This window comes from Bacillus sp. BC05(2025) (assembly GCF_056725905.1).
The window spans coordinates 482,493-504,161 of sequence record NZ_JBWYRA010000003.1 but is presented as its reverse complement, the minus strand read 5'-3'; the positions used below and the strand labels follow the sequence as shown (position 1 = coordinate 504,161).

Below are 21,669 nucleotides of genomic sequence, written 5' to 3'. Positions count from 1 at the left end.
AGCCATGAAATAACTCAATGAAAAAGGTAATAGAGACAAGGCTCTACTACCTTCTGTAAATTATATCACATTTTCATATCATTGACTATTTCAAGTTTAATCCCTTCTTATATAATATCGACTTTTCCTTCTGCCCCTTTTTCCTTGTTAATAAAGAACCTACTAGTAAAAAGGTCGGAATTGATGATAAACCTCCAATTAACAACCAATCTCTTGCTTGTATTGGCATCGTACTAAAAATCGGTTGTAACGGTGGATAATATATAACCACTAGCATGAGTAGTAATGAGATGATAACCGCTCCTACTAAATACACATTTCCAAACGGATTGCGGTGGAAAACAGAATGCTCACTTCGGCAATCAAATACATGAATAAGCTGAGCAAGTACCAACGTTGCAAACGCTACAGTTTGTGCATATTTCAGTTCATTTGGATGCTGATTAAATGCTACTATAAACGCTACTAGCGTCACTGCCCCAATTAGAAAGCCACGACTTATAATTTTCCAGGCAAGCCCTCTAGCAAATACCCCTTCTTTCGGATGACGCGGCGTTCTCTTCATCACGTCTCCTTCAGCTTTATCCAAACCTAATGCCATCGCCGGTAAGCCGTCAGTAACTAAGTTCACCCATAAAATTTGAATTGGAACCATCGGCAGCGGTAATGCAAGTAACATTGCGAATAACATGACCAAAATTTCTCCAACGTTCGATGCTAATAAATAACGAATAAACTTACGTATGTTCTCGTATATATTTCTCCCTTCTTTAATTGCTGATTTTATCGTAGCGAAATTATCGTCCAGCAATACAAGAGAAGAAGCTTCTTTTGCAACGTCTGTACCTGTAATCCCCATCGCTATCCCAATATCCGCTGTTTTTATAGCAGGTGCATCGTTTACCCCATCACCTGTCATCGCTACTATATGTCCTTTATTTTGCAACGCCTTAACAATTTTCAATTTATGTTCCGGTGATACACGAGCAAATACATACGTATCTTCTACAACATTTTCTAACTCTTCTACATCCATACTTGCGAGTTCTACCCCTTCAACAACGCGTCCACCTGGTGGTAAAATGCTTAATTGTTCCGCAATCGCCATTGCAGTCACTTTATGGTCACCTGTAATCATAACTGTTCGAATACCAGCTTCTCTGCACTCTTTTACAGCCTGCTCTACCTCTGGTCTTGGCGGATCAATCATTCCTTGTATCCCGACTAACATAAAATCTTTTTCAACGTCTCTTTCATGTTCAATTGAGTCTGTTACTTTTAAAGGCTTAAAAGCAACTGCAATTGTTCGAAGTGCTTGACTACCTAAGCTATGAATAGCCGCCTGTACTTCTTTTCTATACAACTCACTTAATGGTTGCTGCTTATCCCCCCATAAAATTGTTTGACTCATTTGCAGAAGGACATCTGGTGCTCCCTTTGTAACAACAAACTTTTTCCCTTCTCGATCTCGTACAATAACACTCATCATTTTTCGAGTGGAATCAAACGGAAATTCGCGGATAATTTCAAATTTCCCTTTCAGTGCCTCACGTGTTATCCCCGCTTTCATTGCTGCAGCTACAAGCGCTCCCTCAGTTGGATCTCCGTCCAATACATATGTCTTTTTCTTTTGAATTATATTTGCGTTATTACATAGTGAAGCAAATGTGAGTAATTGATAAAGTGATTTCGTCTTATCTGGATTAATTTCTTTTTCACCTTTCATAAAAGAGCCATTCGGTTCATATCCTTGCCCTGTCACTTTCCACAACTCTCCACCTGACCACATATGTGTTACCATCATTTTGTTTTGTGTCATCGTTCCTGTTTTATCAGAGCATATAACGGAAGCACAACCTAACGTTTCTACCGCCGGTAACTTCCTTACAATCGCTCTCTTTTTTATCATACGCTGTACACCAAGTGATAAAGCTACTGTAACAATTGCTGGTAACCCTTCTGGAATAGCAGCAACGGCTAGTGACACGCCTGCTAAAAACATATGATATACTTCATTCCCTTGATACACACCGGCTAATACGACAAGTGCTGTCAACACAAGAGCCACAATAATTAATATTTTTCCGAGTTGCTCTAATCTTCTTTGCAGTGGTGTTTCCATTTGCTCTGCATTTTGTAACATATTTGCAATTTGACCCATTGCTGTATTCATACCAGTTGCGACAACGACCCCTGTTCCAGATCCTCGCGTAATCATCGTACCCATAAAAGCCATATTTTTTTGATCACCAATTGAAACATCTTGCCCTTGCAATGCTTCTACTTTCTTCTGCACTGGTACTGACTCACCTGTCAAAGCTGATTCTTCGATATATAAACTCGATGCCTCAACAAGACGTACATCAGCCCCGATACGATCGCCACTAGAAAATTTAATAACATCACCTAAAACGAGTGCTTTGGACGGTGCCTTTACCCACTTTCCATTCCGCAGTACAGTAACTTGCGGGGCGGCTAGCTCTTTTAAAGCTTCCAATGACTTTTCAGCCTTTCTTTCTTGGAAAAAGCCGAGAATACCGTTGATAATAACAATCGCAACAATCGCAATAGAATCAATGTATTCCCCTAAAAAAGCCGAAACGATTGTTGCACCAAACAAAACAAGTACCATGAAATCTTTAAATTGTGCTAAAAATACCATGAGTGCAGAAGGCCTCTTTGCTTCATCTAATTCATTTGTACCAAATTTCTTTATTCGCCCTTCTGCTTCTTTCTCTGTAAGTCCCATCTTCACATTCGTATTCGTTCTTTCTTCCACTTCATGTGCGCGCATACCATACCAGTTCATCCTGCTATCGACCTCCTGATTCCAGACATACTCTATTGAAAGCTTATTCAGCCTCGTCCAAAAAAATGCTATAATTAACTTTTAGTTAGAAAGGAGTGTTTTTATGGCATTCGATGGATTATTTACAAGAGCAATTACACATGAAATTGCAAATTCTCTTTACACGGGGAGAATTTCCAAAATATATCAACCTTCAAAATATGAGATTTTATTACATATTCGAGCAAACGGAAAAAATCAAAAACTGATTCTTTCCGCTCACCCGACATATGCACGTTTACACTTAACAAATCAAAATTACGATTCACCTGCACTTCCGCCAATGTTTTGTATGCTTCTTCGTAAGCATTTAGAAGGTGGATTCATTGAAAAAATTGAACAAATTGATTTAGAGCGTATTATTCAAATTACTGTGCGAAGCAGAAATGAAATTGGTGATGAATCGCTAAAAACATTAGTAATTGAAATAATGGGACGACATAGTAACATCATTTTAGTAGACACAAAAACAAATAATATTTTAGATAGCTTAAAGCACGTTTCTTTAGCCGTAAACCGACATCGAACTGTATACGCTGGAGCTGAATATGTTGCGCCACCAGCACAACATAAAATTAATCCACTTCAGATTGAAACAAATGAGGAATTTCTTAGACCGCTAGACTTTTTATCTGGAAACATGGATAAACAGCTTGTCGGCACCTTTACGGGAATATCGCCGTTATTCGCAAAAGAAGTAGTGAAAAAAGCTGGTATGGTAAATGAAAAAGCATTAGCGGACGCATTTTTCTCCATACAAAAACCATTATTAACTCATACATATTCACCAACGATGACTACTTCAAATGGGAAAGAATTTTTCTACCTTTTCCCTCTTGCACATTTGCAAGGGGAAAACAAGACGTTCTCATCTGTTAGTGAATTGCTAGATCGTTTCTTTTTCGGAAAAGCAGAGCGCGACCGTGTAAAACAGCAAGCCCATGATTTAGAGCGCTTTATGCAAAACGAAAAAAATAAAAATGAGAAAAAACTCATTAAACTACAAAAAACATTACAAGATGCTGGAAAAGCAGATAAATATCAACTATTTGGAGAACTACTTACAGCTAATATGTACGCTTTGAAAAAAGGTGATAAAGATATTGAGGTCGTTAACTATTATGATGAAAATGGCGGAACTGTAAAGATCACATTAGATCCTTTAAAAACGCCATCTGAAAATGCGCAACGCTATTTCCAAAAGTATCAAAAAGCGAAAAATTCAGTTGTTGTTGTTGAAGAACAAATCGAAAAAACAAATGAAGAAATTCTTTATTTTGATAGCTTACTTCAACAAATGGAAGCTGCTTCTTCAAAAGATATTGAAGAAATTCGAGAGGAATTAGCTGAAGAAGGTTATATGCGCAATCGTAAAACGAAAAACGCAAAGAAAAAGCCTACTAAACCAGTATTAGATAAATATGTAGCAAGTGATGGCACAGAGATTTTCGTTGGTAAAAACAATAAACAAAATGATTATTTAACAACGAAATTTGCCCGTCGTGATGAAATTTGGTTACATACGAAAGACATACCTGGTTCTCACGTTGTCATTCGTTCTTTAGAGCCTACTGAAGAAACTTTACTAGAAGCTGCCAAAATTGCTGCCTATTACAGTAAAGCAAAAGAGTCTAGCTCCGTACCTGTTGATTTCACCAAAATACGCCATGTCAAAAAACCGAGTGGTGCAAAACTTGGTTTTGTTACGTACGACAATCAGCAAACAGTTTATGTGACACCAGATGCTGATACTGTAATGAAATTAAAAGTGTAAATACAAAAATGCGTTGCTTATAAGCAACGCATTTTTTATATTCGTACACACTAGTTCATATACCCATTCACTAATTCATAACATCTTTCTTTTGTCATCTTATATTTTTCATCTGCAGCTTCAATATATTTCATCGTTCCATTATTTTCATCCGTAGCAATGGCTTTAACCTTACTTTCCTTTTCTTTAACCCATGCAACTTGTTTCGTTTTTAATGACTGAAACGCATCAGCTGACATTGCATTTTTTAATGTACTGTAAATTTCATTTAGTTTATTATCCCACAGTTGATAATTTCCTTCTATTTCATTTACTATGTCATTTGTTGACACGACATTTGTATGTTTTTCTTGATTTTCTAGAGCAGCTAATTCATTTAAAACCTTAGTTTTACCTACTGGTGACGAAGTTTCTTTTTTAGTCTGCTTCTCTTCTTTAGAAATAGCATGCGTACTCATGCTATTTTCCTTAATGTTTTCGTGTTCTTCACTACTATTTTTATTCGCTACCTGTTCTTCTTTTGGGTTATCTGAATTAATTGTAATAACCGATGTTTTTGCATTCACAGTAATTAAACTAGTACTGTCTTTAAAAATATACTTTTTATCACCACTGTTCTCCTCTTTAACAAAAGATGCATTCTTAAAACCACGAATTTTAAGAAATTCACTAGCTTCTTCCTTCGTAAGTTTTAAATCTCTCGGTGTATGCGATGACCATTTATCCATTAACCATTTTCCATCTTTATAAACTAAAATAAATTCCCATATCTCTGCTTCATTTCCCATATCATTTGAAGGTATAATAGTTTCAATCGTTAAATTTTTATCTTTCTGTGTATACGTGAATCTCATTTCTGGTTCAATATTAATAGGGAATGGCAACATATCTGTCTCTCTAGATCTATTAAATGTTTCAAGCGAGTTAGGAAGCTGGTTCTCTACAAATTTTTCTGTAACTAATCCCTTAACTCCTTTTTTCGCTGTCGCCAAATCTCCAGGATTATTTCGACTCCATCCATTTTCTTTTTCCATCTCACTAAATGCATTTGCTATTGCATCTACACTCTTTCTTACAATCTTTTTCGCTTCTTTTTCTGTCACTTCTGGCGCTTCATCAAGCTGTTCAATCTTTTCATTTGCTTGAATTTTGATTTCACTTTTTTCACACCCTGTTACAACTAGCATACTAGCAGCGAAGCAAAATGAAATGACTTTACTTAATTTCTTCATATACTCACATTCCTTATTCCTATTTATTCGTTACGCACCTTTATCTACAAGAAAACATAACGACCTCTTATTATACCAATTATCACCATTTATTTATACAAAAAATATAATATTAGAATTGAAAGATTATAATATGCAAGTTTACATTACTGTATAAATTTTTGACATCCTCATTTTATATTTGTCTAGTTTTTTTGACACAAAACTCCCCCTTCTCTTTTATTGTCAATAAGTATACTGGCACAATTTTTGCTTTATTAAATATAAAAAGGAGGCATTAAAATGAATATAAGAATAACTAACATCCAAAAACAACTACATAAGTACGGAATTGACGGGTTACTTATTACAAAAAAAGAAAACCGTCAATATGCAACAGGCTTTACAGGTAGTGCTGGCGTCGTCTTAATCTCTGCCGATCAAGCTGTTTTTATAACAGATTTCCGCTATGTAGACCAAGCAAAATCACAAATAAAAGATGCTGAGATTGTTATGCATAAAGGAAATTTAGAAAAAGAAATTGCACATCAAGTATGGAAATTAAACATTCAAAAACTTGGAATTGAAGAAAACAACATGACATTGCAACAATATAAAAACTTGCAAAAATACGTACATACGGAAATGATTCAAGTGTGCGAAATTATCGAAAATATTCGTATTATTAAAGACAAGCCCGAAATAGAAATAATGAAAATCGCAGCTAATATCGCTGACGAGGCATTTCAACACATTATTAGATTTTTAAAACCGGGAATAAGCGAAAATGATGTACGAGATGAGTTAGAATTTTTCATGCGAAAAAAAGGGGCTACATCCTCATCATTTCAAATTATTGTAGCTTCTGGCGTTCGTTCTTCTCTTCCTCATGGAGTTGCATCAAATAAAATAATCGAACGAGGCGATGTCGTTACATTAGACTTCGGTGCACTTTACGACGGATATTGTTCTGATATAACTCGTACTGTAGCAATCGGGGAACCATCAGAAGAATTCAAAAAGATATACAATGTTGTACGAGAAGCGTTAAAACGTGGGACTGAAGCAATTAAGCCTGGAGAAACTGCGAAACGTATCGATGATATAACGAGAAACTACATTACTGAGCATGGATACGGTCAATATTTTGGACACTCTACTGGTCATGGTCTTGGGTTAGAAATCCATGAACCACTTCGCCTATCCCAAGAAAGTAAGACTATTTTAGAAGAAGGTATGGTTGTTACAGTTGAACCTGGTATTTACATACCAAACTGGGGTGGTTGTAGAATTGAAGACGATATCGTCATTACAAAAGACGGATATGAAGTTATTACAAAATCAAATCGGGAACTAATTGTTATTCCTTGTTGAAATCATAGAAAAAATGCCACCGAATAAGGTGGCATTTTTTTATTCATTAGCGAATAGCTTTTCATTTACTTTTTTGGCAACTACCGCTAACAACGTTAAAATGCATATTAAATATATCAATTTCGCAATAAATAACCACCCTTGAAACATTACAATTCCGTCTATGATCTTATTTCCTTTCAATAACAAAAATGGAATTGTGCTCATGATAATGACAAACTCGATGCTGAAAACAATTTTCTTTTTTCGGCTATATGCTTTCCATTCCTTCCAGCGATACATAGGTGCAAAAATCAATACTCCTATACATAATATAATCGGTATCCATTCACTTTTAAGAAACTGCCCTGAAATAACTGATAATAGTAAACAAACGAGCACACCATAATAACCTATTTTCTCTCTCATTCACACTCCCCCATCCTACTTTCCCTTTAATATGTAACTTGTTATTCTTATAACAATCCTTAGAAAAACAACAACTACAATGACAATATAAAGCCCCTTTACAGAAGACATCCACTCTTGAAAAATAGACATTTTCTCTATTTGCTTCTGCCCTTCTATTAAAATAAACCCTACGAAAAATGAGCAAACAACAATACTACCTATCATAATTCCGATACTTTTCTTACTATATTGTTTCATATCTTCCCAGTTATATAAAAGTATAAATACAAACCCGAAAACAGGTATAATACTGATCCATTCATTATTTGTAAATAAGTTTAAAATGATTAATAGACTACAAGATATAACGAATCCCCAAAATCCAATTTTTTGCACATAACCCCTCCTCAAATTCCATTTTTAGGATTAATTGTATTGTAACATCCATTTACTATTCTTACCATTACAGTACATGAAATTTCACCTTTTTTCTGTTCCTTACACTCACATACTTTCACTGCTTTCATACAATAAACTACACGAACGCCTAAGGATGTGAATGTTATGGGAGTTGAATTAACGCTATTACACGCTCTCTATGTTATTTGTTTACTCACTATTATTATCTTTTTTATTCTCCGGAAAGATACGACGATCATTTGTATCGTTTTTATCTTTTTGTTAGCATTAACTGCTACAAGTTCTATCCCTCTTGCCATTAGCGGTATTTTTCAAAGTTTCATTTACGCTATTACTGAACTATTACCAACTATATTAATCATCTCCATTATCGTATCAATGAGTAATCTACTCGTTCATACTGGCATAAATGACACGATGATTTCACCATTTACAAAGATGATTCGTACACCTACCCTCGCCTATTGGATGATCGGCCTTTTAATGATGACAATTTCTTTCTTCTTTTGGCCTTCTCCCGCTGTCGCCTTAATGGGAGCTATTTTATTACCGGTCGCTGTACGCGTTGGTCTTCCCCCGATTGGAGTGGCAATTGCTATGAATTTATTCGGACACGGCATCGCCTTATCTGGTGACTTCGTTATTCAAGGTGCACCAAAATTAACTGCAGACGCTGCTGGTCTTCCTGTTTCCAGCGTTGTTTCTGCCAGTGTTCCTCTCGTAATTGTTATGGGCATTGTAACAACTTCCGTCGCATTTTTCTTCTTACGAAAAGAATTTCATACAGGCTTATCCATACAAGAATCTATTTCATCAACTGTGGCTTCTAAAACGCTCACTTCATTATCCCCTCGGACAAAAAAATGGCTTGCTATTTGCATCCCGATCGTATATATCATTGATATCCTCTGCATGATTCAATTTAAGCTACAAGGAAGCGATGCAACTGCACTGATCGGCGGAACGACTGTTATTATGATTATCATCATTTCTCTCATCGCCTACAAAGGTAATGGACTAAATAAAACGACCGATTATTTTATAGAAGGGCTCCAATTTGGCTTTAAAATTTTTGGTCCAGTTATCCCAATTGCTGCACTCTTTTATTTAGGAGATAGCGGTTTTGTAAAAATTATCGGGGACTATTTACCAAAAGGTTCACATGGAATCATTAACGACTTAGGGATCGCTTTGTCTCAAACAGTTCCTTTAAATCAATATGTATCAGCGGGAACATTAACTATCGTTGGTGTCATAACAGGATTAGATGGATCTGGCTTTTCTGGTATATCACTTGCTGGTTCGATTGCCAATCTTTTCGGAACAGCACTTGGGCATGGAACAGCTACATTAACAGCACTCGGGCAGATTGCAGCAATCTGGACCGGGGGAGGGACGTTAATTCCTTGGGCACTTATTCCCGCTGCTGCCATTTGCAAGGTAGATCCATTTGAACTTGCACGCCGAAACTTTTTACCGGTTGTTATCGGTTTAATTGTCACCACGATCGTTGCGATGTTTATTTTATAACGTAAGCAAGTGTTCTCTTGCTTACGTTTTTTATTGTGAGATCGAGCAATTTATTACTGACTTTCCAAAGGGATTATATACATGTTAGCGAAGTTATATTAAGAGAGTATTTATTTTAAAACGTTTACGAGAAACAGATTACTTCCATTAGAAAAGGAGACATAACTATGAATGAATTGATTTTCGTCTTATTAATTTGTCCATTACTTATCTTTATCATTTCTGTTATTGGAACGCGCAAGACGAAAACGTATTACGTAATGCCGATTGTAACGTTTGCTAGTTTTTTAATAATAGGTGTTATCGCCTTCACTCCAAAATTCTTCTTTTGGGTTGGCATGTACAGCATCTTCTCATTTATTGTTTCTTATATGACACTATTATTTGTAAGAGGATATGAGGTTGCAGAAAACGCTAAATAGTTGTTAGCAAGGAGATTATCATATGATTTTCTTTGATATTGATGGAACTTTACTTGATTATGAGGCTGCGGAAAGAAATGGTATTATAGATTTTTTTCAAATATATAATACTATTTTTTCAGGCAATGAATTAGAAGCAACAGAAGTCTGGCATGAATTATCAGAAGAATATTTCAACAAATTTTTATCCAAAGAATTATCTTTTCAAAAACAACAAAGGATGCGAATGTACCATTTATTTAAAACATATGGAGTAAACTTATCACCCGAGGAATCTCAGCATAAATTCAATCATTATATAGAACTATATAAGAACAACTGGGCAGCATTTGAAGATGTACACTATACATTGCAGACTTTACAGCAAGAAGGGCACTCATTAGGTATCATTAGCAACGGTGAATATGAGCAACAAGTCGAAAAGTTAACCGCTCTAAACATTCTACAATATTTCAAATACATATTTGCTTCTAGTGAAATTGGTATATCAAAACCAGATCCTCAAATTTTTCAACGAACTGTATTACAATCAAATCTTGAAATGAAAGATTGCTATTATATTGGCGATCGATTAGAAATAGATGCAATTAGTAGTACAGTAGCCGGAATGAAAGGGATATGGTTAAATCGGGATAACTTGCAACTCAAGTGTAATGTTCCCACTATCTGTTCTTTACATGAAGTTTTAACAATAATATAAAAAAAGACCGCGTTCCCCCGCGGTCTTTTTTTCGTGTTACGCTGTGATCCAAGCTTCGTCAGCTGGATTTTTACGCCACTCTTGTAATTTTTTCGTTTCAGCTTGTCCGATCATACCTTTTTCTGCTGCAACTTCAGTTAATGCACTGTAGTCGCTTAAAGAGTATGATGCTACGTTCGCTGCTTCTAGTTTTGTTTTACCTGCTTCAAGCTCGTATGTGAAGATTGATACGATTCCTAATACTTCACAACCTGCTTCGCGAAGTGCTTCTACACATGTAATTGCACTGCCGCCAGTTGAAATTAAGTCTTCTACTACTACTACTTTTTGACCTTTTTCAGCTTTTCCTTCGATTTGGTTCCCTTTACCGTGACCTTTTGCTTTACTACGTACGTAGCACATTGGTAAATCCATACGATCGCTTACCCATGCAGCGTGCGCAATACCAGCAGTTGCTGTTCCTGCAATAACTTCTACAGTTGGGAAGTGCTCTTTAATTAACTCTTCTAATCCAGCTGCAATCGCTTGACGTACTTTTGGATAAGATAAAGTTAAACGGTTATCACAATAAATTGGTGATTTCATACCTGAAGACCATGTGAATGGATCATTCGGTTGTAAAAATACTGCTCCAATTTCTAATAAATGCGATGCGATTTCTTTTTTCATACTGTTACACCTTCCCACTGTTGTTTTACTGTTTTATACGCTTCAAGCGGATTTTCTGCTTTTGTAATACTACGTCCAACTACGATGTAGCTTGAGCCAAGTTCCCTCGCACGTTTCGGTGTTGCTACGCGCACCTGGTCATTTACATCATCGCTTGCAAGACGAATCCCCGGTGTTACTGTTACAAATTCATTTCCGCATACTTCACGTAATTTTGGAACTTCAAGCGTTGAACAAACAACGCCATCAAGTCCACTTTCTTTCGTTAATTTTGCATAATGAGCAACCGCTTCTTCTAACGTTTTCTCAATGCCGATCTCTTTTTTCATCATCGCTTCCGAAGTGCTTGTTAGTTGTGTAACTGCAATACAAATCGGTCTCTCTTTTCCTTCTTGCTTACCTTCCTCTAATCCCTCAATCGCAGCTTTCATCATACCGCTTCCCCCAGCAGCATGAACATTTACCATATCAACATCTAGACTAGCTAGGCTACGCATAGCGCTTTTTACTGTATTCGGAATATCATGAAGTTTTAAATCTAGAAAAATCTTATGTCCTTTTTCTTTTAAGTACGTAATAATTGCAGGGCCTTCTTTGTAAAATAACTCCATACCAACTTTGACAAATAACTCTTCCCCTTCAAAGTGGCGCAAGAATTGTTCTACATCTTGTTTCCCTGGAAAATCTAGTGCAACGATTAACGACTGTGACATGTTTGCTTCCAGCTCCTTCCTTGACATTCCGAAATGTGATCAAATCCTAATTCATCTAGTAACGCTGGTAATTCTTCAATAATTGTCGGACATACGAACGGATCGATAAAGTTCGCTGTCCCTACTGCAACTGCGCTTGCGCCAGCGTAGAAGAATTCAATTACATCTTCCGCGGTTTCAATGCCACCCATTCCGATAATTGGAATGTTAACCGCTTGGCTTACTTCATGTACCATACGAATTGCTACTGGCTTAATCGCAGGACCTGATAATCCACCTGTACGGTTTGCTAAAATTGGTTTAGCTGTTTTTAAATCTAGACGCATACCAAGCAATGTATTAATCATCGTTAAACCATCGGCACCTGCATTTTCAATCGCTTTTGCGATTTCCACAATGTTTGCCACGTTCGGTGACAACTTCACGTATACAGGTACTTCAGAAACCTCTTTTACTCGCTTCGTTAAATCAGCAGCAATTTCAGGATTTGTACCAAAGGCGATACCACCTGTTTTTACGTTCGGACAAGAAATATTTAATTCTAGTGCATGGACATTAGGCGCTTTAGAAATTTCCTTTGCAACCGCTACGTAATCCTCAGCTTGTGAGCCTGCAACGTTCGCAATGATTGGAAGGTCAAATTGTTCTAACCATGGTAATTCAGAATTCATTACTTTTTCTAACCCTGGGTTTTGAAGTCCGATTGCATTTAACATGCCGCCCGGTGTTTCAGCAACACGAGGCGTCGGATTTCCATAACGTGGTTGTTCTGTCGTCGCTTTAATCATGATTGATCCTAGTACACTTAAATCGTAAAACTGTGCATATTCACGACCAAATCCAAAGCATCCAGATGCCGGTATAATTGGATTTTTTAATGATAATCCTGGTAATTCAACTTGCAATCTGTTCATAGTACAACCTCCCCGATTGGAAATACTGGTCCGTCGCTACACACCTTCTTGTAAGAATGTCCACTTGGATCTTCTTGTAAGTGGCATACACATGCGAAACAAGCTCCAATACCACAGCCCATACGTTCTTCTAATGAAATATAGGCTTTTTTCTCTTTGTAACGTCCTTCTAATGCACGAAGCATCGCTAACGGACCACATGAATAAAGAATATCAAAGTCAATTCCGTAATTATCAATTACATCTGTGACAAATCCTTTTGTACCGTGTGTACCGTCTACTGTCGCAACGTACGTATCACCAAGCTCTGCAAATTTTTCTTCATAGAAAACTACATCTTTCGTTTGGAAACCTAAGATGTGAATAACACGTACACCTTTTGCAACGAGGCGCTGCGATAATTCATAAAGTGGTGGTACACCAATTCCCCCGCCTACGAGTAAAGCTGTTTGACCAGCTTCTGCTTCTTCTACAGGAAAACCGTGTCCTAATGGTCCTAGTACATCTACCATTTCCCCTTGTTTTCTAGTTGCTAATGTTTTTGTCCCTTGTCCTTCCGCACGGTATAGCATTGTAAATTCGTTCTTCTCTTGATCTACATTACAAATACTAATCGGGCGGCGCAGAAGGGGCGCAATGCCCTCTGCTACCTTAATGTGTACAAACTGCCCTGGTTCGTTCATTTGCTGTACTAATGTTCCTTGAAGCACTAATTCGTAAATGTTTTTTGCGATTTCTTTTTGATTAACGACGATCATATTTTGCTTTTGCATCATGCATGTACCACCTCGTGACGCTTTGTTTGCGTAATTTCTTTCATTGAATGAGCTGAGAATGTCATAGATTCTAATACTCGTAAGATTGCTCTCGTTGTATCAAGTGATGTTAAGCAAGCTACACCATTTTCTACTGATTCACGGCGAATGCGGAAACCATCACGCGCTGGTTGTTTACCTTTTGTTAGCGTATTGATTACAAACTGTGCTTTTCCTTGACGGATAATATCTAGTAAGTTGTATTCTTCAGAATCAATTTTGTTTACAACTTGTACTGGAATATTTTTCTCTTCTAACGATTGTGCTGTTCCAGCTGTTGCTAATAAGTTATAGCCGATTTCATGGAAACGTTTTGCAATTTCCATCGCCTCTTCTTTATCTTTATCCGCTACAGTAATGATTACTGATCCGTGCGTTGGGATGTTAATTCCAGAAGCAACTAGCCCTTTGTATAATGCTTTTTCAAGCGTTAAATCTTTACCCATTACTTCCCCTGTTGATTTCATTTCAGGTCCTAATGTTGTATCAACTGAGCGTAGTTTCGCGAATGAGAATACCGGAGCTTTTACATATACTTCTTTCTCTTCTGGGTGATAGCCCGTTCCGTATCCTTGCTCTACTAGGTCTTGCCCTAAAATAACTTTCGTTGCAACGTTTGCCATTGGTACACCAGTAATTTTACTTAAGAATGGTACTGTACGGCTCGCACGTGGATTTACTTCAATTACGTACACTTGATCTTTGAATACTACAAACTGGATATTTAGTAATCCAACAATGTTTAATCCTTTTCCAAGTGCAATTGTATGTTCAATAATTTGTTCTTTTAATTTTTCAGATAAGCTTTGTGGTGGATATACTCCAATTGAGTCACCAGAGTGAACTCCAGCGCGTTCAATATGTTCCATAATACCTGGAATGAATACATTCTCACCGTCTGAAATTGCATCTACTTCAATTTCTTTACCCACCATGTAACGGTCGATTAATACTGGGTGATCTGCGTGAACTTTAACTGCATTTTTCATGTAGTGCAGTAGTTCTTCTTGACGGTATACGATTTCCATCGCACGTCCACCTAGTACGTAAGATGGTCTTACTAATACTGGGTAACCAATTTCTTCAGCGATTGCTACCGCTTGTTCTACAGTCGTTGCTGTTTTACCAACTGGTTGTGGGATACCAAGTTTTGTTAAAGCAGCTTCGAATTTATCACGATCTTCTGCACGGTCTAAGTCTTCAAGTGATGTTCCTAAAATCTTCACACCATGTTCTTCTAATTTCGCCGCTAAGTTAATTGCCGTTTGTCCACCGAATTGAACGATAACACCTTCTGGTTTTTCTAAATCAATGATGTGCATTACATCTTCGATTGTTAATGGTTCAAAGTATAATTTGTCAGAAATACTGAAGTCTGTTGAAACAGTTTCTGGGTTATTGTTAATGATAATTGCTTCATATCCAGCTTCTTTAATTGCCCATACTGAGTGAACTGTTGCATAGTCAAACTCAACACCTTGACCAATGCGGATTGGACCAGATCCTAGAACTACTACACTCTTACGATTTGTTACAATTGATTCGTTCTCATCAGCGTATGTGCTGTAGTAATACGGTGTTGCAGATTCAAACTCTGCCGCACAAGTATCTACCATCTTGAATACTGGCGTCATATTATTTTCTTTACGCATATCGTAAATTTCGCGCTCCGTTTTGTTCCAAGCTGCTGCAATGTAATGATCACTGAAGCCCATTTCTTTCGCAGTTTGTAGTACTTCCATATTTCCTACATTTGCTTTTACTTCGCGTTCCATATTTACGATGTTTTCAACTTTTTGTAAGAAGAAGAAGTCCATTTCACACCATTCGTTAATTTCTTCTTTCGTTACACCTTGACGAATCGCTTCTGCTACGATAAACAGTCGCTCATCATCTGCTTTAATAATGCGTTTTTTCATTGTTTCTCTATCAAGTTCTTTTAAGTGGTCTAATTCTAGGTGATAAATGCCAAGTTCTAAAGAACGAACCGCTTTTAATAATGATTCTTCTAAGTTACGTCCGATTGACATAACTTCACCAGTTGCTTTCATTTGCGTTCCAAGTGTTCTGTTCGCTGATTCAAACTTATCAAATGGCCAGCGTGGAATTTTTGAAACAACATAGTCTAATGCTGGCTCAAAGCAAGCATACGTTTTTTGTGTTACTGGGTTTACGATTTCATCTAATGTTAAGCCGACTGCAATTTTCGCTGCTAATTTCGCAATTGGATATCCAGTTGCTTTAGATGCTAGTGCAGATGAACGACTTACACGTGGGTTTACTTCGATTACATAGTATTGGAAGCTATATGGATCTAGTGCAAGCTGAACGTTACATCCACCTTCAATTCCTAGTGCACGAATAATTCGTAATGAAGTGTTACGTAACATTTGGTATTCACGGTCGCTTAACGTTTGGCTCGGTGCTACAACGATTGAATCACCTGTATGAACACCAACTGGATCGATGTTTTCCATATTACATACTACAATCGCGTTATCATTTGAATCACGCATTACTTCGTATTCAATTTCTTTACAGCCAGCGATACTTTTCTCTAATAAACATTGTGTTACTGGGCTATGTTTTAAACCACTTGTTACGATTTCAATTAACTCTTCTTCGTTATGGCAAATTCCGCCGCCCGTTCCGCCTAATGTGAATGCTGGGCGAACGATTACTGGATAACCAATTTCATTTACAAAGCCATATGCTTCATCAAGGTTATGAATGATTTCACTTGGTGGTGTTGGTTCATTTAAATCTTGCATTAATGTACGGAATAAATCACGATCTTCCGCTTGCTCAATTGCTGATAATTTTGTTCCTAAAATTTCAACTCCGCACTCATCAAGTACGCCTGATTTTGCAAGTTCAACAGCCATATTTAGACCTGTTTGACCACCTAATGTTGGTAAGATTGCATCTGGACGTTCTTTACGAATGATTCGGCTTACGAATTCTAATGTTAAAGGCTCAATGTATACTTTATCTGCTGTTGCAGTGTCCGTCATAATTGTTGCTGGGTTAGAGTTAACAAGGATTACTTTGTAACCTTCCTCTTTAAGAGATTGACAAGCTTGTGTTCCAGAGTAGTCAAACTCCGCTGCTTGCCCAATTACAATTGGTCCTGATCCGATTACTAAAATTGTGTTAATGTCTAGGCGTTTTGGCATAACTCTTCCCCTTCTTTCTTGAAGTTTTCAATCATTGTTAAGAAATCTTCGAATAAATCATTTGCATCTTCTGGTCCTGCTGAAGCTTCTGGATGGTATTGAACTGTAAATGCTGGGAACTTCTTATGACGAAGACCTTCTACTGTTCCATCATTTAAAGCAACATGTGTAATTTCAAGTTCTGTATTTTCAACTGATTCTTCTTCTACTGCGTAACCATGGTTTTGAGATGTAATTGCTACTTTTCCAGTTGCAAGATTTTTTACTGGATGGTTTAAACCACGGTGACCGAATTTCAACTTACTTGTATTCGCACCAGATGCTAGAGCGAACAATTGATGTCCTAGGCAAATTCCGAATAAAGGAACTTTACCGATAATGTCTTTTAACATTTCAATTGCTTCTGGTACATCTTTTGGATCCCCAGGTCCGTTACTTAACATAATTCCATCTGGGCTAAGGCGTAAAATTTCTTCAGCTGTCGTGTTGTAAGGAACTACAATTACATCACAATCACGTTTATTTAACTCTCGTAAAATACCATGTTTCATACCGAAGTCTACTAGTACAACGCGATGTCCGCGGCCTGGGCTTGGATATGGATCTTTCGTTGATACGCGTTTTACATGATCTGTAAATACTGTTGCTTTTAATTGGCTCACGATGTATTCTACATCTGCATCCATGTTACAAAGACGTCCGCGTAATGTACCGTATTGACGAATTTTTCTCGTTAATTTTCTCGTATCAATCCCTGCTAATCCTGGGATGTTTCTTTCTTTTAAGTAGTCATTTAACGAAATTTCATTACGGAAGTTTGATGGGTGATTACAAATTTCGTTTACGATTAAACCATTTACAGAAGGGTGAATCGATTCGAAATCATCTCGATTGATGCCGTAGTTTCCAATTAATGGGTACGTGAATGTTACAATTTGACCGCAATATGATGGATCAGATAATGTTTCTTGATATCCAGTCATTCCTGTTGTAAATACAACCTCACCTGACTTTTCGATTTCTCCTCCGAAACCTGTTCCAATTAATACTGTTCCATCTTCTAAGATAAGTTGTCTTTTCATACTAATGCACTCTCCTTTTGCCATGCGATCTTACCACCAACGATTGTCATTACCGGCCATCCTTGGCATTTCCAACCTGCGAATGGTGTATTTTTCCCTTTTGATAAGAATGTTGTTGGATCAATCTCTTCTTCTTGTTCTAAATCAATGATTGTAATATCAGCTGTTCTACCTTCTTTCAGGCGACCTGCTTCTAAACCGAATGTATCAGCTGGCTTTTCTGTTAAGAATTGAATTAATTGCTCTAATGTAATAATTCCCTTTTTCACAAGGTTTGTGTATAGAAGTGGGAATGCTGTTTCAAAGCCAGTAATTCCGAATGGTGCTCTTTCAATTCCTTGTGCTTTCTCTTCCGCTGTATGCGGTGCATGATCAGTTGCAATCATATCGATCGTTCCATCTAATAAACCTTCAATTAATGCTGCATGATCTTCTTTTCCACGAAGCGGTGGGTTCATTTTAAAGTTAGGATCAGCTGATGGGATATCATCTTCACATAATACTAAGTGATGAGGTGTTACCTCTGCTGTTACTGTAATTCCAGCGCGCTTTGCATCACGAATTACGCGTACTGAGCCTTTCGTACTTACGTGACATACGTGATAGTGACAATCTGCCGCTTCAGCAAGCAGTATATCCCTTGCGATATGTACAGATTCACATACTGATGGGATACCGTTTAATCCGTGTTTCTCAGAAAACTTCCCTTCATGTACACAACCTTTATTAATAAGAGTATTCTCTTCACAGTGCGCAACTACTGCCATATTTAATTTCGCTGCACGCTTCATAGCAGCCAACATCATGCTAGCATCTTGTACGCCTACACCGTCATCTGTGAAAGCAAATGCTCCAAGTTCTTTTAATGTTTCGAAATCTGTCATTTCAGAACCCGCTTGGCGTACTGTAATTGCTCCGTATGGTAGTACGTTAACATGCGCTTTTTCTTTAATACGATTTTGCAGATCTTCCATATGTTCTCTGCAATCTGGTACTGGGCGTGTATTTGGCATTGCACAAATTGTAGTGAATCCACCTTTTGCCGCTGCTAGTGTACCTGTTTCAATTGTTTCTTTATGTTCACCACCTGGTTCGCGAAGATGTACGTGTACATCTACTAATCCAGGTGCGATTAACTTTCCGTTCACATCGATTACTTCAGCATTATCTGCCGTAATATTTTCTGCTACCTTAGCGATTTTACCGTCTTGTACGAGAAGATCTGTTGCTACGATTTTTCCTTCTTCATTCATATAACGACCATTTTTAAACAAGTAATTCATGTTTCATTCCTCCTAATACATTTGGTAAGGCGCGTTTTAGTACAGCCATTCTTACGTAAACTCCATTTTCCATTTGTTTAAATATGCGTGAACGCTCACACTCAACCAGTTCACTTGCAATTTCAACATCTCGGTTTACAGGAGCTGGATGCATAATAATGCTTCCTTCTTTCATACGCTGTTCTCTTTCCACTGTTAATCCGTGTTTCTCATGATACTCTTTCATAATGTCTGTTTCATAATGATCATGACGCTCATGTTGTACACGAAGTAACATCATTACATCCACTTCTGGAACAAGCTCATCTAATGGTTTGTATGTTCCAAATGTGTTGTCTTCATCTTTCCACTCTTCTGGACTTGCAAAGTAAATTGTTGCACCCAGTTTCGTTAATGCTTCTGCATTCGAACGTGCTACTCGGCTATGACGAATATCTCCTACTATTGCAATCTTCAACCCTTCAAATCTTCCAAACTCTTGTTTAATTGTAAGAAGGTCTAGTAAGCACTGCGTTGGGTGGTTTCCACATCCATCTCCAGCGTTTAAGATCGGAATATTTACCTGATCTTTTAGTTCATCGAAGTAGCGATCTTGCTCGTGGCGGATGACCACTGCTTTTGTTCCGATTGATTCTAGTGTTCTTATCGTATCGTATAATGTTTCTCCTTTTTGTACGCTAGATGCATCAGCTGAAAAGTTTAAAACATCAAGTCCTAATCTCTTCTCAGCAACTTCAAAGCTAAATCTCGTTCTCGTACTATTCTCAAAGAACAAGTTCGCAACAAAAGTTTGCCCTGTCGTTTTGCTCTCTTTCCCATTCGCAAAATCTTCTGCGTCTTTTAGGATTTCTGAAATTTCTACTTTCGATAATTCACTCATCGTTAACAAATGGCTCATCGTCATCCCTCATCTTTCTGATTTTTATGTTACCACTTTTGTATTTTTATAACAACCTTTGCATAAAAATACCCTAGTCGTGTGAGACTAGGGTGCAAGAAAGAAGCCACCCTTTCCAATCTCACAGGACTGAATTAAAAGGTTATTATTATGAAGCAATCTGCTTAGTTTGTTTTATTTGTTTCGTTTCTGGTAGTAGTAGATTTAACAGTACACCTACAATTGCTGCTAGTGCCATTCCTTCTACTTGGAACGATTCTCCTACGTGCAGTACCGCTCCACCAATACCTATTACTAGTATTACCGATGCAATCATTAAGTTTCGTTTGTCACTGAGATCCGTTTTATCATCTACCATCATACGTAATCCACTTGATGCGATTACACCGAATAGTAAGATTGATACACCACCCATAACTGGTGTTGGGATCGAATGAATCAGTGCAGAAATCTTACCGATAAATCCGAACATGATTGCGAACACTGCTGAACCGATGAATAAGTATACACTATACGCTCTCGTAATTGCTAGCACACCGATGTTTTCACCATACGTTGTATTCGGTGGTCCACCGATTAGTGATGCGATTAATGTTGCTACTCCATCACCGAAGATTGAACGGTGTAAACCTGGTTTTTCAATTAAATCTCTTTTAATAACATTTCCTAGTACAATTTGATGTCCAATATGTTCTGAAATTGTTACTAGTGCAACTGGTACCATCAAGAGTACAATCTTCCATGAAAACTCTGGTGTATATGTTACGAATGGTACTGTGAAATCTGGTACAACAAACCATTTCGCCTCGGCTACCGGCTTTAAGTCTACTAGCCCTTGGAAGTAAGCGAAAATATATCCGCCGATAATGCCAAGTAACACTGGTATGATACTGAAAAATCCTCTTCCGAATATTGAGCAGATAATTGTAATTGCTAATGTTACTAATGCTACTGAAAAGTGTGTAAAGCTATATTTGCCATCCGCACCGTTCATCGCCATGTTAACTGCTGTATGTGCTAATGCTAAACCGATTACCATTACTACCGGGCCAACTACGATTGGTGGTAGTAATTTCATAATCCACTCTGATCCTGATTTCTTAATTCCGAGTGAGATTAAGATGTACACAAGTCCTGCTAGCAAACCACCAAGCATTGCTGCGCCCGGGCCACCTGCCGTTTTTGCTGTTATAATCGGTGCGATAAAGGCGAATGATGATCCTAGATAGGCAGGTACTTGACCTTTTGTTATAAGAAGAAACGCTAACGTTCCTAATCCACTTGATATTAATGCTACTGATGGATTCAATCCTGTTAAAAACGGAACAAGCACTGTTGATCCAAACATCGCGAACAAATGTTGTATACTTAAAAATAACCATTTTCCCGGTTTCGGTACTTCATTAACGTCTAACACTGGCTTTTGTTCCATTGTTACATCCTCCTTCAG

General features: G+C 37.5%; 18 protein-coding genes. 5 read left to right on the top strand and 13 right to left on the bottom strand.

The window, feature by feature from the left end:
- Nucleotides 1-85: 85 nt before the first annotated feature.
- Nucleotides 86-2,809: a calcium-translocating P-type ATPase, SERCA-type gene (locus tag ACZ76X_RS13395; RefSeq protein WP_479850672.1), complete on the bottom strand. Its 2,724-nt coding sequence runs from the start codon at nucleotides 2,807-2,809 to the stop codon at nucleotides 86-88.
- Between the two features lie 103 nt (nucleotides 2,810-2,912).
- On the opposite strand from ACZ76X_RS13395, the gene ACZ76X_RS13390 reads away from it, so the two are divergent.
- Nucleotides 2,913-4,622 carry an Rqc2 family fibronectin-binding protein gene (locus ACZ76X_RS13390; RefSeq protein ID WP_479850671.1) on the top strand — a complete coding sequence of 570 codons (1,710 nt, stop codon included), beginning with the start codon at nucleotides 2,913-2,915 and terminating at the stop codon, nucleotides 4,620-4,622.
- A gap of 50 nt (nucleotides 4,623-4,672) precedes the next feature.
- On the opposite strand, the gene ACZ76X_RS13385 is transcribed toward ACZ76X_RS13390, so the two are convergent.
- Entirely contained in the window at nucleotides 4,673-5,854 is a 1,182-nt protein-coding gene (locus ACZ76X_RS13385) for a lysozyme inhibitor LprI family protein (RefSeq protein ID WP_479850670.1), read from the bottom strand.
- Between the two features lie 282 nt (nucleotides 5,855-6,136).
- Here ACZ76X_RS13385 and ACZ76X_RS13380 point away from each other — a divergent pair, with 282 nt between their 5' ends.
- Nucleotides 6,137-7,207 (top strand): M24 family metallopeptidase, encoded by a 1,071-nt coding sequence (locus ACZ76X_RS13380; protein WP_479850669.1) that lies wholly within the window; start codon nucleotides 6,137-6,139, stop codon nucleotides 7,205-7,207.
- A 39-nt stretch (nucleotides 7,208-7,246) separates the two neighbouring features.
- Here ACZ76X_RS13380 and ACZ76X_RS13375 read toward each other — a convergent pair whose 3' ends face one another.
- Nucleotides 7,247-7,615 carry a YoqO family protein gene (locus ACZ76X_RS13375; RefSeq protein ID WP_479850668.1) on the bottom strand — a complete coding sequence of 123 codons (369 nt, stop codon included), beginning with the start codon at nucleotides 7,613-7,615 and terminating at the stop codon, nucleotides 7,247-7,249.
- 15 nt (nucleotides 7,616-7,630) lie between these two features.
- The gene (locus ACZ76X_RS13370; protein ID WP_479850667.1) at nucleotides 7,631-7,993 is read right to left on the bottom strand and encodes a YoqO family protein; all 363 of its coding nucleotides are present in this window, start codon (nucleotides 7,991-7,993) and stop codon (nucleotides 7,631-7,633) included.
- Nucleotides 7,994-8,161: 168 nt separating this feature from the next.
- On the opposite strand from ACZ76X_RS13370, the gene ACZ76X_RS13365 reads away from it, so the two are divergent.
- From ACZ76X_RS13365 to ACZ76X_RS13355, 3 genes are all read left to right on the top strand, one after another.
- Nucleotides 8,162-9,547, top strand: coding sequence for a hypothetical protein (locus tag ACZ76X_RS13365; protein WP_479850666.1), 1,386 nt, complete (start codon nucleotides 8,162-8,164; stop codon nucleotides 9,545-9,547).
- A 167-nt stretch (nucleotides 9,548-9,714) separates the two neighbouring features.
- Nucleotides 9,715-9,969: a YbeF family protein gene (locus ACZ76X_RS13360; RefSeq protein WP_048546061.1), complete on the top strand. Its 255-nt coding sequence runs from the start codon at nucleotides 9,715-9,717 to the stop codon at nucleotides 9,967-9,969.
- 22 nt (nucleotides 9,970-9,991) lie between these two features.
- Nucleotides 9,992-10,669, top strand: coding sequence for an HAD family hydrolase (locus tag ACZ76X_RS13355; protein ID WP_479850665.1), 678 nt, complete (start codon nucleotides 9,992-9,994; stop codon nucleotides 10,667-10,669).
- 36 nt (nucleotides 10,670-10,705) lie between these two features.
- Here ACZ76X_RS13355 and pyrE read toward each other — a convergent pair whose 3' ends face one another.
- The 9 genes from pyrE to uraA all read right to left on the bottom strand — a co-directional run bounded on the left by pyrE (nucleotide 10,706) and on the right by uraA (nucleotide 21,651).
- Nucleotides 10,706-11,338 (bottom strand): orotate phosphoribosyltransferase, encoded by a 633-nt coding sequence (gene pyrE, locus ACZ76X_RS13350; protein ID WP_098667704.1) that lies wholly within the window; start codon nucleotides 11,336-11,338, stop codon nucleotides 10,706-10,708.
- On the bottom strand, nucleotides 11,335-12,051 hold the full coding sequence (pyrF, locus tag ACZ76X_RS13345; protein ID WP_088028698.1) for an orotidine-5'-phosphate decarboxylase: 717 nt from the start codon (nucleotides 12,049-12,051) through the stop codon (nucleotides 11,335-11,337). The genes pyrE and pyrF overlap by 4 nt, the downstream gene beginning before the upstream one ends.
- Entirely contained in the window at nucleotides 12,036-12,965 is a 930-nt protein-coding gene (pyrD, locus tag ACZ76X_RS13340) for a dihydroorotate oxidase B catalytic subunit (RefSeq protein ID WP_001081057.1), read from the bottom strand. Before pyrD ends, pyrF begins: the two co-directional genes overlap by 16 nt.
- Nucleotides 12,962-13,741 carry a dihydroorotate oxidase B electron transfer subunit gene (gene pyrK / locus ACZ76X_RS13335; RefSeq protein WP_000983359.1) on the bottom strand — a complete coding sequence of 260 codons (780 nt, stop codon included), beginning with the start codon at nucleotides 13,739-13,741 and terminating at the stop codon, nucleotides 12,962-12,964. The genes pyrD and pyrK overlap by 4 nt, the downstream gene beginning before the upstream one ends.
- Nucleotides 13,738-16,956, bottom strand: coding sequence for a carbamoyl-phosphate synthase large subunit (gene carB / locus ACZ76X_RS13330; RefSeq protein WP_479850664.1), 3,219 nt, complete (start codon nucleotides 16,954-16,956; stop codon nucleotides 13,738-13,740). The genes pyrK and carB overlap by 4 nt, the downstream gene beginning before the upstream one ends.
- The gene (locus tag ACZ76X_RS13325) at nucleotides 16,941-18,038 is read right to left on the bottom strand and encodes a carbamoyl phosphate synthase small subunit (protein ID WP_479850663.1); all 1,098 of its coding nucleotides are present in this window, start codon (nucleotides 18,036-18,038) and stop codon (nucleotides 16,941-16,943) included. Before ACZ76X_RS13325 ends, carB begins: the two co-directional genes overlap by 16 nt.
- Nucleotides 18,035-19,321 carry a dihydroorotase gene (gene pyrC, locus ACZ76X_RS13320; RefSeq protein ID WP_479850662.1) on the bottom strand — a complete coding sequence of 429 codons (1,287 nt, stop codon included), beginning with the start codon at nucleotides 19,319-19,321 and terminating at the stop codon, nucleotides 18,035-18,037. Before pyrC ends, ACZ76X_RS13325 begins: the two co-directional genes overlap by 4 nt.
- Nucleotides 19,305-20,219, bottom strand: coding sequence for an aspartate carbamoyltransferase (gene pyrB / locus ACZ76X_RS13315; RefSeq protein ID WP_479850661.1), 915 nt, complete (start codon nucleotides 20,217-20,219; stop codon nucleotides 19,305-19,307). Before pyrB ends, pyrC begins: the two co-directional genes overlap by 17 nt.
- Nucleotides 20,220-20,367: 148 nt before the next feature.
- The gene (uraA, locus tag ACZ76X_RS13310; RefSeq protein ID WP_142337349.1) at nucleotides 20,368-21,651 is read right to left on the bottom strand and encodes a uracil permease; all 1,284 of its coding nucleotides are present in this window, start codon (nucleotides 21,649-21,651) and stop codon (nucleotides 20,368-20,370) included.
- Between the last annotated feature and the right edge of the window lie 18 nt (nucleotides 21,652-21,669).